At 71.4% G+C, this 13344-nt stretch carries 10 protein-coding genes and 1 pseudogene; 6 read left to right on the forward strand and 5 right to left on the reverse strand.

Translation table 11 applies throughout. The annotated features are described in order from the left end of the window. Positions 1 to 71: 71 nt before the first annotated feature. A complete protein-coding gene (locus ABZ117_RS23465; RefSeq protein WP_356823668.1) occupies positions 72 to 2321 on the reverse strand; it encodes an MMPL family transporter in 2250 nt (749 codons plus the stop codon). A gap of 344 nt (positions 2322 to 2665) precedes the next feature. On the opposite strand from ABZ117_RS23465, the gene ABZ117_RS23470 reads away from it, so the two are divergent. From ABZ117_RS23470 to ABZ117_RS23490, 5 genes and pseudogenes are all read left to right on the forward strand, one after another. Further along, positions 2666 to 4096, forward strand: a complete 1431-nt coding sequence (locus tag ABZ117_RS23470) for an MFS transporter (protein ID WP_356823670.1) — start codon at positions 2666 to 2668, stop codon at positions 4094 to 4096. Positions 4097 to 4129: 33 nt separating this feature from the next. Continuing rightward, positions 4130 to 4753 carry a TetR/AcrR family transcriptional regulator gene (locus ABZ117_RS23475; protein WP_356823672.1) on the forward strand — a complete coding sequence of 208 codons (624 nt, stop codon included), beginning with the start codon at positions 4130 to 4132 and terminating at the stop codon, positions 4751 to 4753. A gap of 164 nt (positions 4754 to 4917) precedes the next feature. Further along, a complete protein-coding gene (locus tag ABZ117_RS23480) occupies positions 4918 to 5361 on the forward strand; it encodes an SURF1 family protein (protein WP_356823674.1) in 444 nt (147 codons plus the stop codon). 405 nt (positions 5362 to 5766) lie between these two features. After that, a pseudogene (locus ABZ117_RS23485) lies at positions 5767 to 5987 on the forward strand (hypothetical protein); the annotation flags it as partial. Positions 5988 to 6329: 342 nt separating this feature from the next. Beyond that, positions 6330 to 7718 (forward strand): MFS transporter, encoded by a 1389-nt coding sequence (locus tag ABZ117_RS23490; protein ID WP_356823676.1) that lies wholly within the window; start codon positions 6330 to 6332, stop codon positions 7716 to 7718. Positions 7719 to 7769: 51 nt separating this feature from the next. Here ABZ117_RS23490 and ABZ117_RS23495 read toward each other — a convergent pair whose 3' ends face one another. The 4 genes from ABZ117_RS23495 to lnt form a co-directional block, all read right to left on the reverse strand. Beyond that, a complete protein-coding gene (locus tag ABZ117_RS23495) occupies positions 7770 to 9689 on the reverse strand; it encodes a GAF domain-containing protein (protein WP_356823678.1) in 1920 nt (639 codons plus the stop codon). A gap of 76 nt (positions 9690 to 9765) precedes the next feature. Continuing rightward, positions 9766 to 10617 carry a 3-hydroxybutyrate dehydrogenase gene (locus ABZ117_RS23500; protein WP_356823680.1) on the reverse strand — a complete coding sequence of 284 codons (852 nt, stop codon included), beginning with the start codon at positions 10615 to 10617 and terminating at the stop codon, positions 9766 to 9768. A gap of 54 nt (positions 10618 to 10671) precedes the next feature. Then, positions 10672 to 11151, reverse strand: a complete 480-nt coding sequence (locus tag ABZ117_RS23505) for an NUDIX domain-containing protein (RefSeq protein WP_356823682.1) — start codon at positions 11149 to 11151, stop codon at positions 10672 to 10674. 98 nt (positions 11152 to 11249) lie between these two features. Further along, positions 11250 to 12860: an apolipoprotein N-acyltransferase gene (gene lnt / locus ABZ117_RS23510; protein WP_356823684.1), complete on the reverse strand. Its 1611-nt coding sequence runs from the start codon at positions 12858 to 12860 to the stop codon at positions 11250 to 11252. A 297-nt stretch (positions 12861 to 13157) separates the two neighbouring features. On the opposite strand from lnt, the gene ABZ117_RS23515 reads away from it, so the two are divergent. Further along, complete coding sequence (locus ABZ117_RS23515) at positions 13158 to 13325, forward strand: hypothetical protein (protein WP_356823685.1); 168 nt, start codon at positions 13158 to 13160, stop codon at positions 13323 to 13325. The last annotated feature ends 19 nt before the right edge of the window (positions 13326 to 13344 follow it).

The raw sequence follows: 13344 nt of genomic DNA on the forward strand, positions 1-13344 counted from the left end.
ACCCTATGAGCAGCTCAGACCGGCGTCAAGTCATTTGGCTCGGAACGCAGCCGGACGACCACCTTCGCAGGTCACCGCATGGGTTTTACCACCTCGACCTCTTCGCCCCTTCCCGTCGTCGTGCGGGATGTTTCCGGATTGTGCTCTGTTTCGTCACTCAGGCCGAACCGGTCATGCAACCGGCGCAGCGGGGCGGGCGCCCACCAGTTCGCCCGCCCCGCAAGTCGCATGAAGGCGGGTACGAGCAGACCGCGGACCAGCGTCGCGTCGACGACGACGGCCAGGGCGAGGCCGACCCCGAGCAGCTTGAGCAGGGTGAGGCCGGAGGAGGCGAAGGTGACGAACACCGTCCCGATCAGCACCGCGCCCGCGGTCATCACCCGTCCGGTCTTTTCCAGTCCGAGCGCGACTGAGCGGGTGTTGTCGCCGCTGCGTAGATATTCCTCGCGAATCCTGGACAGCAGGAACACCTCATAGTCCATGGATAGGCCGAAAGCGATGCAGAACATCAGAACGGGCATTGTCGCATCGATCATGCCGGTGGTGTCGAATTCGCCGACCAGCCATTTCAGATGGCCGTCCTGAAAGACGTAGACCATGGCTCCGAACGTGGCCGTCAGACTCAGGAGGTTCAGCACGATCGCCTTCACCGGAATCAGCACGCTGCCGGTGAAGAGGAAGAGCAGGATGAACGTCGTCACCGCGATGATGAACAGCGCCAGCGGCAGCCGTCCGCCGGTGGCATGTGTGGTGTCGACCAATTGCGCGGCCTGCCCGCCGACCCGAACCGGAGCCGGTGTCCCGCGTTCGGCCCGGAGGGCCCCCACGAGCGCGCGGCCTTCGGGAGAGTACGGCTCGACCGGCGACACGACCGACAGCCAGCTCCCCACCCGGGCCGTGAATCGGTTCGAGGCAGAGGTGGGCGGAGCGACCGGTCGGCCGCCGGCGTAGGAACCGGTGAGGGTGTCCACCCGGCGGACGTGCGGCAGTTCGGAGAGTCCGGCTGCGTACGAGGGGAGTGTCTTCGCGGCCTCGGCACCGCTCACCCCGCGCACGAGGACCGGAATCGGGTTGCTCTCCCCCGCGTCGAAGTTCTCCCTGAGGTACCGGGCCGCCTGGTGGGCCGGTGACGAGGCGGGCAGGACCCGGTCGTCGGCCAGGCTGAACGAGGCCGACAGGAACGGGCTTCCGAGCAGCAGCAGGAGGGTGACGATCACGGTCATGACCGGGACCGGGCGCCGCATCACCCCCAGCGCCAGCCGCTGCCAGAACCCGCTCGGAGTGCGGCGCCGGAACCGTCCGAAGACGTCGAAGCCGTTCACCCGGTGCCCGAGCACCGCGAGGAAGGCCGGGAGGGCGACCACGGAGGTGAGGGCCGCCACCAGCACCACGGCGATACCGCCATAGGCGATCGAGCGGAAGAAGTACAGCGGGAAGACGAGGAGCGCGGAGAGCGAGAGTGCCACGGTGACACCCGAGAACAGCACGGTCCTGCCCGCCGTCAGGACCGTGGCCCGCACCGCCGCGCCCACGTCCGCACCGGCGGCCAGTTCGTCGCGGAACCTGCTGATGACGAACAGGCTGTAGTCGATGGCCAGGCCGAGCCCCAGTGCCGTCGTCACGTTGAGCGCGAAGACCGACACGGGGGTGAGTTCGGTGAGCACTTGCAGCACGGCGGTGGTGGAGACCACGGAGACGCCCCCGACCACCAGCGGTACGACGGCGGCGGCGAGGCTGCCGAAGATGAGCACCAGCAGCACCAGCGTGATCGGGGCGACGATCAGCTCGGCGCGCAGGAGGTCGTCGGCCGACACCTGCTCGACCTCGACATAGGCCTGCGCGATGCCGGTGAACCGCAGGTTCAGCCGGTCGTCGCCGATCTTCGGGACGATCCGCTTGGCCGTGGCCTGGTAGGTGCCCTCGTTCCCGCCGAGCCGGACCAGGATCAGGCCACTGCCTCCGTCCTTGGAGCGCAGTGACGCCGGCCGGCCCGAGGTCCAGTAGGAGTCCGCCGAGACCACACCGTCGAAGCTGCGCACGCGGGCGACCAGCCTGTTCGCGGCGTCCGTGACCCCGGGGTCGTCCAGGGCTCTGCCGCCCCGCCCGGAGACGATCACCACCAGGTTGGGCGCGCCGGTGTGGAAGTCCCGGGCCAGGGCGTCGTCCACCTGCATCGATTCCGACGACGGGCTCTGGAAGCCTCCGTTGACGAGGTGCTGTTGCACGCCGGCGCCGCAGAATGCTGCCAGAGCGGCGACGAGGACGGTCAGAGCGAGAATCAACCCTCTTCTGGCCACCGCCAGTTGGGCAATGAGATCCACGAAGCTCCTTCAGGATGACGCCTCACCGCGCTCGCGGTGAGGCACTGCTCACGCCGGGCTGGGAGCTGCCCAGGCGACGGAGAGTCCTCAGGGGCCTTGTTACGGATGATGTGTCAGGACGTCAGGTGAACGCAGTGCAACCTGACCCCCGTCAAGTCGAACACATTGTCAAACTTAACTACTATGCCACTTAGAGTCAAGGCACCTTCACCGAGTGCGCCAGACCTGCATGGGGCCCCGGCCGGACTCTCCGCGGAGGACAGTAACTCAAACATCGGTGTTCAAGTTAGGGATGGTTGCGCTACCTTAACTCGTACACCTTGTATGAATTCGGAGACCCACTCATGGCCCACGCCACCCACAGCACCGCCGAGACGCATCCCGAACCGACGGTTCACCCGCGGCGCTGGATGCTGCTCACGCTGCTCTGCCTGTCGCAGTTCATGCTGATCCTGGACGTGACGGTGATCAACGTCGCTCTTCCCAGCATCGGTGCCGATCTCCACCTCACCCGCGAGTCCCTGACCTGGGCGGTCACCGCCTACACGCTCTGCTTCGGCGGTCTGATGCTGCTGGGCGGCCGTCTGGCCGACGCCTTCGGCGCCCGTCGCCTGCTGCTGACCGGCCTGGTGCTCTTCACCGTCGCCTCACTCGCGACCGGCCTGGCGGAGAACGCCACCGTCCTCATCGGAGGACGGCTCGCGCAGGGCATCGGCGCGGCCCTGCTCTCCCCGGCGGCGCTCGCCACGATCAGCCGCACTTTCCACGGCCCCGAGCGGAACAAGGCGCTGGGCATCTGGGCCATGCTCGGCGGCATCGGTTTCGCGGTCGGCGCGATGCTCGGCGGCGTGCTCACCGCCGGCCCCGGCTGGAGCTGGGTCTTCTTCATCAACATCCCGGTCGGCCTGGGCGTCCTCCTCCTGCTCCCCCGGCTTCTGCCCGCGTCCGCACGGCACAGCAGCAGCAACAACGGCAGCCGGATCGACCTGCCGGGCGCCGTCCTGGTCACCACGGCGACCGGATCCCTGATCTACGGCCTGATCAAGGCGGGCGACGCGGGCTGGGATTCGGCCGACACACTGGTGCCCCTGTTCGGCTCCGCCGTCCTCTACGCCCTCTTCGCCGTCGTCGAGCGGAAGATCTCCGCCCCGCTGATGGACCTGCGCATCCTCGCCAAGCGCCCGGTCGCCGCCGGCTCGTTCCTGATGCTGGTCGCCACCGGTCTGCTGCTCGGCTTCATCTTCCTCGGATCCCTCTACCTCCAGCAGGTGCGCGGCCTCTCCGCCCTGTCCACCGGAGCCCTGCTGCTGCCCGTCGCCGTCGCCACGGCGGTCGGCGCCCACCTCGCGGCGCACCTCATCGCCCACGCGGGCGCGCGCCCGGTCGCCGCCGGCGGGCTGCTCGTGTCGGGCGGTGGGGGCCTGGTGCTCGCCCTGGTCGACGGCACCCCCGGTACGGTCGCCGGCCTGGCCGTCGGCGCGATCGGGATCATCCCCGTCTTCGTCGCCGCGACCACCACCGCGCTCGGATTCATCTCCCACGAAGAGGCCGGCATCGCCTCCGGAGTGGTCAACACATTCCACGAGGTCGGCGGAGCCGTGGGCGCGGCCACCGTCTCGACCGTCGCCGCCACCGGAATCGCCGCGCATTCCGCCACCGGCTTCCACGCCGCCTACGCCACCCTGGCCGTCGTGGCAGCGGTGGCGGCCCTCATCGCACTGGCCGTGATCCCCCGAGGCAAGGCCGAACTCCCCGAGGGCGTCCACGTCCACTGAGAGGAACCGCTCACGGTCCTTAGACTCCGTCCCATGGACTCCGGACACCACCACGGCACCGCGTCAGCCCGACGGGGCGGCTCCGGCCACCCCCGTCGGGCAGACGCCGAGCGCAACATCGCCGCGATCCTCGCCGCCGCCACCACGTGCTTCGGCAAGAATCCCAACGCGAGCATGACCGAGATCGCCGCGGCGGCCGGAGTCGGCCGGGTCACTCTGTACGGCCACTTCGCCTCGCGCGAGGCACTCCTCAGTGAACTGATGGAGCGCGCCCTGGCCGAGGTCGCCGCGGTCCTCGACGCCACCGACCTCGACCAGGGCCCGGCCGACGAGACACTCCGGGCGCTCATCCGATCCTCCTGGCAACTGCTCGACCGCAATCTGCGCATGCTGCACGCCGCCCGGCGTGCGCTGCCCGCGGAAGCGGTCCACGATCACCACGTCGGCATCCTGTCGGCGATGGAACGGTTCATCGCCCGTGGGCGGCAGGAGGGAGCATTCCGGGACGACCTGCCCTCCCACTGGCTGGTCGGCACCATCTACGCCCTGGTGCAGGCCGCCGGGGACCAGGTCGAAGCGGGCCGGTTCACCTCCGAGGAGGCCCTCGGCGCCCTCGAGGCGACCCTCGCCTCAGCCCTGCGCCGCCCGCCTGCCTGAGAGCACGCCGGACCCGCGCGGCACGGCAGGCAGCGGGGACGGCGCACCTCGCCGCATCCGCTGAGCCGGGCGGTCTGTCGTGCATGCGGTCCCCGGCCTCGACGGCGAGGCCGGGGACCGCGTCCACGTCCGTGACCGGCCAACCCCTTACCCCGTTGGGGTATGTGGGCACTTGGCAGCTCGACCGCTTCGCGGCACGCGTGGAATCCCACCAGGAGGACCAGCAGCACCACGGCGTGTCCCCCGCCGACCGGACCGCCGCACCGCTGGACGATCTGCTGCCGGTCACCGAGCTGACCTCGGGCCGGCTCGCCACCGCCACCGGTCACTACGACGCCTCCTTCCTCGTTCCCGGCCGCGAACTGGACGGAAGGGCCGGCTCCTACGTCCTGACACTGCTGCGCACCGAACACGGTGACGCGCTGCCCGTCGTCCGAGGCTGGCTCCCCGGCCGCGCCGGGGCCGCGGAGATCCCCGCCCCGCCCGCCGGCAAGGTCACCGTGACGGGAGCCCTCCAGCCCCGGAGAACCGAGGCACGCAGGGAGCCCACGAGGACGGCGGGCTGCCCGGCGGTCAGATCGGCATCATCAACGGCGCACCGCTGGTGAACCTCGTGCCGTACCGGGTCCGCGACGCCTGGATCACCCTTCCCGACCCCTCCGGCGCGCTGCGGCCCGTCCCACCGACCGCCCCACCGGGCACCGGCCCGGACCTCAAGGTCACTATCAGCACAAACTCTCATCGCACCCGTGCCCTCCTGAGCTACAGAGAGCCCTGGGCTTGCCAGCAGGTGCCGCCAGGAGACAGGGTCCCTTCCCCATCGGCGTGGTGATTCCACTCATCACGCCGATGGGGAAGGGGTCCGATTGTTTTCCGAGGAAGCCAGGAGAGCGGTGCTCAAGGACCGCTACCGCAGCGGCTTCTCCGGCACGGCTCCGTCGTCGAGCGGTCCGGTGGCAGCTCGTGCCCGATCAGGCACTATTCGCCCTCTCGTGACCTGACGCGCCGTCCGGATGCCGTGCCGGACGGCGCGTGACCGTCTCCCTGTCCCAGCGGCAGAGCGACTACACGTCCGAGAGATCCACGATGACGAGGGACGGCAGCCTCTGCGGATCATCCGCGGGGTGGGGCCGGGTCGGTGGCGACCTGGCGCCGGGCCCAAAGAGTCCTGCTCTCCGCGCAGGGTGTGCCGGTAGCGAAGAACGCCGGGGTGTCGTTAACCAGCGACGACCGATGAGCCGATCGGCCCCAAGATGTCCGAGTTCAACGGAGCGTAGTCAGCACCAAGTCAGCACGGGAGGGGTGAGCACGGGTGATGACGTGGGCTTTTAGTCAGCACCAAACCAGCACGGGCGTCAGCACCGCACCGTCAAATCATCCCGAACTGCGCGTCCCCGACAGCACTCGTTTCGACCACCTTAGAGCCCTTGAACCGCCCTTGTGTAAGCCGGCATGGTGGCCGGACGCATAGCAGCGCCCCGAACTATGGTGCCCCACCACATGTGCCCCTGACCTGCATCTTCCTACCGTGTGCCGACACCCACCCGTCCCCACCGCACACGAGGAAGTGGCGCACATGGCCTCCGGAACCACCGCTCCCCCACCCCCCGCCAGCCTCCCCCGCATCGTCGCCGCCAGCCTCATCGGGACCACCATCGAGTGGTACGACTTCTTCCTCTACGGGTCCGCCGCCGCGCTGGTGTTCAACAAGGTGTTCTTCCCGGACTCCGATCCACTGGTGGGGACGCTGCTGTCGTTCCTGACGTACGCCGTGGGGTTCGCGGCGCGTCCGCTGGGGGCGCTCGTGTTCGGGCACTACGGGGACCGGCTGGGGCGGAAGAAACTGCTGGTGCTCAGTCTGGTGCTGATGGGCGGGGCGACGTTCGCCATCGGGCTGCTGCCGACCCACGCGACCGTCGGCAGCGCCGCACCGGTGCTGCTCACCGTACTGCGGCTGGTGCAGGGGTTCGCGCTCGGTGGTGAGTGGGGCGGCGCCGTGCTGCTGGTGTCGGAGCACGGGGACGCGCGGCGGCGCGGTTTCTGGGCGTCCTGGCCGCAGACCGGTGCGCCGGCGGGGCAGCTGCTGGCCACCGGTGTGCTGTCCCTGCTGACCGCCGTGCTGTCCGACGACGCCTTCGGCGCCTGGGGCTGGCGCATCCCGTTCCTGCTCTCCGGCGTGCTCGTCGGCGTCGGTCTGTGGATTCGGCTGTCTGTCGACGAGTCCCCCGTGTTCAAGCAGGCGTTGGAGCGGGCGGAGGCCCGGAAGGACGGTGAGGCGGAGCAGCTGCCGCTCGTCTCCGTGCTGCGGCACCACTGGCGGGACGTGCTCGTGGCGATGGGCGCGCGGATGGCGGAGAACATCAGCTACTACGTCATCACCGCGTTCATCCTCGTGTACGCCACCATCTCGGCCGGCGTGTCGAAGCAGACCGCGCTCAACGCCGTACTCGTGGGCTCGGTCGTGCACTTCGCCGTCATCCCGGCCTGGGGCGCGCTGTCGGACCGGGTCGGACGGCGGCCCGTCTACCTGTTCGGCGCGGCCGGTGTCGGCCTGTGGGCGTTCCCGTTCTTCGCGCTCGTGGACACCGGCTCGTTCGGGTACCTGGTGCTGGCCGTGACCGTCGGACTGGTGCTGCACGGCGCCATGTACGCACCCCAGGCCGCGTTCTTCGCCGAGATGTTCTCCACCCGGATGCGCTACTCGGGCGCGTCCATCGGCGCCCAGTTCGCCTCGGTCGCCGCCGGTGCGCCGGCCCCCCTCATCGCGACCGCGCTGCTCTCCGACTACGACAGCTCCACTCCCATCGCCCTGTACGTGATCGCCGCCGCCGTGCTGACCCTGGTCGCGGTGGCCCTCTCCCGGGAGACGCGGCACCGGGACCTCACCGAGGCCGAGGGGGAGGGCAAGGGTGAGGGCGGGGAGCCCTCCAGGGCCGCTTCGACCGCGCAGGCACCTACCGTCTGACGGGCACGGGCGTTCCGGGACGGCTCCGGCCGGCTTCCGCGAGGAGGCCGGTCATGGCCGTCCCGGTGCGGCCAGCCGATGCAGTCTCAGGGCCAGTTGGATCTCCAGGGCGCGGGCGGGGGTCTGCCAGTCCGCGCCGAGCAGGCGGCCCACGCGCTCCAGCCGCTGCGCCACCGTGTTCACGTGGACGTGCAGCGCGTCCTTGGTGCGGGCCGGACTCATCCCGCCGGCGAAGTACGCCTCCAGGGTCCGCAGCAGTTCCGTGCCGCGCCGTCTGTCGTACGAGACCACCGGGCCGATCGTGCGGTCGACGAACCCGGCGATGTCCCGCTCCCCCGCGAGCAGCAGGCCGAGGAAGCCGAAGTCCTCGGCCGCCGCGCCGTCCCCGGCCCGGCCCAGCAGGCGCAGCGCGTCCAGGCAGCGGCGGCCCTCGGCGTAGGCGGCGGCCACGGTCTCGGGGTGCGCGGTGAGGGCGGTGACGGGTGCGGAGGCGCCGACGGTGACGGGCTGGTGGACGGCCGTGCCCAGCTGGCGGGCGGCACGGCCGGCCACCTCGGTGGCGGTGTCGCCGGTGCCGAGCGGCAGCAGCAGGACGGTGCCGCCGTCGCGGGCTGCCGCAAGTCCGTGCCGGGTGGCGGCGAGGTGGGACGCGGCGGACCACAGCCGGCGGCGGGCCGCGGCCTCCTCGTCGGCGTCGGCCGCCGGGCCGTCGAGGCGGGCGGCGAGGACGACGTGGGTGGCGTCGAGGTCGGCGTGGAGGCGGCCGGCGCGTTCACGCAGCAGGCGGGGGTCCCGGTCACGGGCGTCCAGCAGATCGTCGAGCAGCTCGCCGCGCACCCGCTGTTCGGCCTCGGCGGCGGAGCGGCGGGCGAGCAGGAGCAGCGAGGTGACCATCGCCGCCCGTTCCAGGGTGCGTTGGTCGACCGGGTCCAGTCCGGGGTGGCCGCGCAGGACCAGCGCGCCGAGGAGTTCGCCGCCGGCGGCCACCGCGGCGATCCAGTCGCTGCCGTGCCGTACGGCGTGGCCCTCGGCACGGGATGCCTCCAGGGCCGCGGCCGGTGCCGTCTGTGCCTCGGTGAACTCCACGGTGCCGTCGAGGACCTGGGAGACGGCCGCGGCCACGTCGTGGACCCCTCCGCCGCGCAGGACGAGTTCGGCGAGCCGGTCGTGCACGTCGGAGGCGCGTTCGATGACGGCGCTGCGGTCCCGGATGATCTCGTTGGCGCGCTCCAGCCCGGCCAGGGCCGAGCGGGTCTCGGTCAGCAGGTGGGTGGTGTCGATGGCCGCTGCCGCGAGCGCGGCGAAGGAGCCGAGCAGGGCGATCTGCTCGCGTTCGAAGACGCGGGCCCGCCGGTCCGCCGCGAACAGGACGCCGATCACGTGCGGGCCGAGCATCAGGGGTACGCCGAGGATGGCGACCAGACCCTCGTCGCGCACGCCGCCGTCGATGGCGAGGGTGTGCTGGAAGCGGCCGTCGTGGAAGTAGTCGTCGGTGACGTACGGCCTCGCGGTCTGGGCGACGAGTCCGCCGAGCCCTTCCCCCATGCCGAGGCGCAGTTGCTGGAAACGGGCGGAGACGGAACCCTCCGTGACCCGCATGTAGGTGTCGCCGCGTGCCGGGTCGTTGAGGCTGAGGTAGGCGACATCCGTGCCGAGCAGGGAGCGGGCGCGCTGCACGATCGCCTGGAGGACGGCGTCCAGGTCGCGGAGGCCGGCGAGGTCGTGAGCGGTCTCGAACAGCGCGGACAGTTCGGCCTCGCGGCGCCGGCGCCCCTCCAGTTCCGCGCGCACGCGCAGGGCGAGCAGTCTGGCCTCTTCGAGCGCGGCGATCCGGCAGGCCGGCTCGCCCTCGGCTCGGGCGAGCAGCACCGGCTGCTCGTAGGCCTCCGCGGAGGCGTCGCGGGCCAGCAGGTCGAGGTACGGGGCCTCGGCGCTGCCGCTGGGTGCCGACTGGAGGTGATCGCGGGACATGGTCACAGGATTCCGTATCGGCCGCCCGGCGCGGCAGCCCTGTGGACAACTGCCGGAGCCGGTGCCGCCGGGCCGGTCAGTGGGCGGTCCACCCGCCGTCCAGGACGAGGGAGGTGCCGGTGACGAAGGACGCCTGGGGGCTGCACAGGTAGGCCACCGCCTCGGCGACCTCCTCGGGTTCGATGAGCCGCTGTACCGCGCTGTCCTTCAGCAGGACCTCGGACAGGACACGCTCCTCGGGGATGCCGTGCGCCTGGGCCTGGTCAGCGATCTGCTTCTCGACCAGCGGGGTACGCACATAGGCCGGGTTCACACAGTTGGAGGTCACTCCATGGGCGGCGCCTTCCAGCGCGGCCGTCTTGGACAGGCCTTCGAGACCATGTTTGGCGGCCACATAGGCGGACTTGAAGGCCGAGGCACGCAGGCCGTGGACGGAGGACACATTGACGATCCGGCCCCAGCCCTGCGCGTACATGTGCGGGAGGGCGCCGCGGATCAGACGGAACGGTGCCTCCAGCATCACGGTCAGCACCGTGTGGAACACCTCGGGCGGGAAATCCTCGATAGGGCGCACGAGTTGCAGACCGGCGTTGTTGACCAGGACGTCGGTTCCGGCAGCGGCGCGTTCGGCGGCGTCCAGGTCGGTGAGGTCCACGACCCGCGGTACGACGGTCCCCGTGAGGCCGCCGGCCCGCTGCCCGCCGGTCCGCTGCCCGGCGGCCCGTTCCGCCTGCGCGGCCAGCTCGGCAAGGCCGGCGGCGTCCCGGTCCACGGCGCGTACCTCGGCCCCGGCGGCGGCGAGCCGCAGCGCGCAGGCGCGGCCGATGCCACTGGCGGCACCGGTGACCAGGGCGGTTCGGCCGCGGAGGTCGAGGGCGAGGGGCTGCGGGCTGGGTCCGGGGCCGGGCAGGGGGGTGGGCGAGGTCATGTGACGACCCTAAGCGGAACCCGACGGTCACCACATGTGGCGACGCCCCATACTTCAATCGACAGTCGTAGCGTCGAACCATGTGGGTGCGTCGGACATGGCCTGCTTGATCCGGAAGAGCCCGAACTCGTGGAGCGGGGGCAGCGCGTCCACGGCGAACCAGCCGACGTCCAGCGACTCGTCGTCGTTGACGCGGGCCTCCCCGCCCACCGCCCGGCAGCGGATGGTGATGTCCATGTACTGGCAGATGTCGCCGTTGGGGTAGGTGACCGGGTCCAGGGCCTGTACCAGCACGACCCGTTCGGCGACGCAGTGCACCGCCGTCTCCTCGAAGACCTCGCGCACGGCACAGACGGCGGGCTGCTCGCCCGGCTCCGGGATGCCGCCGATCACCGACCACTTGCGCGTGTCGGTGCGCCGGCCGAGCAGTACGCGGTCCTCGTCGTCGAAGACGATCGCGCTGACCCCGGGCAGCCAGAGCAGCTGCCGGCCGGCAGAGGCCCGGAGCGTGCGGATGAAATCAGGAGTTGCCATGATCCGACCCTAGCGGGACGGATCATGGCGGGCCGGTCCGCTGTCCTGTCCGGTGGCCGCTCGGCGAGTGCCCCGCGGCCGTACGCCGATCGGTACGGTTACGCGGCGCCGGCGCGCCGGGCGCGCAGACCGGACCCGACCGCCCAGCCGATCCCGCCCGCCGCGACCAGTACCAGCGCCATCTCCGGGAGGATGCCCAGCTTCGTCGCGGGGGTCGTCGAAGTGCGCAGCGGTACCTTCTGGACGAGGTAGGCGGGCACGAACATGCCGGTCCTCTGGGTGATCCGTCCGTCCGGCATGATGATCGCGCTCACCCCGCTGGTCACCGGCACCGTCACCGTGCGGCTGTGCTCGACGGCACGGATCCGGGACATGGCGAGTTGCTGGTAGGTCATCTCGCTGCGGTCGAAGGTGGCGTTGTTGCTCGGCACGGAGATCATCTGCGCGCCGTGCGTCACCGTGTCCCGTACGGCCCAGTCGAAGGCGGCCTCGTAGCAGGTGGCCAGGCCGACCTTGACGCCGTCGAAGTCGAACACGCCCGGCTTGCGGCCCGGGCTGATGTCCTGGCGGACCATGCTGGTCCAGTTCGGGTTGATCGCGCCGATGAGGGAGCGCAGCGGAAGGTACTCGCCGAAGGGCTGGATCTGCCGCTTGTCGTAGGTGTGCGTGGGGCCCTTGACCGGGTCCCACAGGATCTGCTCGTTGAGCAGCTTGCCGTCCCGCTCCACCACGCCGCCCACGGAGATGGGCACCCCGATGTCCTTGGCCGCCTGCTCGATGACGAGGGCGGCGTCGGGATACTCGAAGGGGTCGATGTCGGAGGAGTTCTCCGGCCACAGGACGAAGTCGGGCTTGGCGGCCCGGCCGGCCCTGACGTCGGCGGCGAGCTTGTGCGTCTCTCGCGCGTGGTAGTCGAGCACGGCCCGCCGCTGGGCGTTGAACTCCAGCCCGGAGCGCGGCACGTTGCCCTGGATGACCGCCACGGTGGCCGTGCCGTTCTCCGCGCCGTCGCTCACCAGCGCGCGAGCGGCGACAGCGCCGGCCACCGGTACGGCGACGCTCAGCAGCGCGGCGGTCGCGGCGGCGCGCCGCAGGACCCGCGTCCGGCGCTGCTCGGCGATCAGCCGCCCCGCCTCGTACAGGCCGAATCCGCACAGCACGACCCCGAAGCCGAGCACCGGACTGCCGCCCACCGCGGCGAGCGGCAGGAAGACGCCGTCCGCCTGACCGAACGCGATCTTGCCCCAGGGGAAACCGCGGAAGGGTACGCGCGCGCGTACCGCTTCGCCGGCGATCCACATGGCGGCGGCCCACACCGGCCAGACCGGCAGCCTGGAGACGGCGGCCACTCCCACGGCGACCAGCGCGACGAAGACCGCCTCCACGGCGGCCAGAGCCAGCCAGGGCACCGGGCCGACCTCCACACCGGTCCACACGAGCAGCGGCAGCAGGAAGCCCAGCCCGAAGAGGTAGCCGAGCCCGAGGGCGGCCTTCCAGCTCCGGCCGCGCAGCACCCAGCCGAGGCCGGCGAAGGCGGGGAGGGCCAGCCACCACAGGGTGCGCGGCGGGAAGCTGACGTAGAGCAGCACCCCGCAGAGCGCGGAGGCGGCGGCCGGGACCAGGCGCAGCAGCCGACTGCCGCGCGCGCCGGGGGCGGGCTGCGGCTGGAGCTGGTCCGGCTGGTCCACGGAAGTTGCGGTGACGGTCACCCGGGTGAGTGTACGGCGGTGGACGTCACGGCCGACAGCACGGTTCGGCGCCGGCGCACCGGCGGTTGTCGCTGGTGGGCGCGGTTCCCGCGCACCGGCGGGTCGCTGGGCGGCGCCCTTCCCCCGTGCACCGATGATCCGGGCCGGCCGTCCCTGCGACGGTGCCACCGGCCGGGGGCCGGTGGCCCCCACCCGGGGGGTGGGAAGGGCGCCGGGGTCGTCCGCGAATCGCCTTCAGTCGCCTGCGGTGGTGGCGTCCCTGGTGCCGGGCACAGTGTGGGCGGTCGCCGCGGATGCGTGCCCGACGACCTCGTCCGGGCGCTGGAGGTCCGGTTGACGCCGTACCGGGTACGGCTGTGGTGGGACGGGCTGCGTCCGGCGGGCCGGTACGGCGTCCTGGGCGCCGGTCCGGGCCGGCTCGACGCGTCGGCCCCGGCGACGCCGCCGCTGCCGACGCCGTTCTGAACGGCCCGCGAGCGAACCG

The organism is Streptomyces sp. NPDC006309 (assembly GCF_040613095.1).
Taxonomy (GTDB): Bacteria; Actinomycetota; Actinomycetes; order Streptomycetales; family Streptomycetaceae; genus Streptomyces.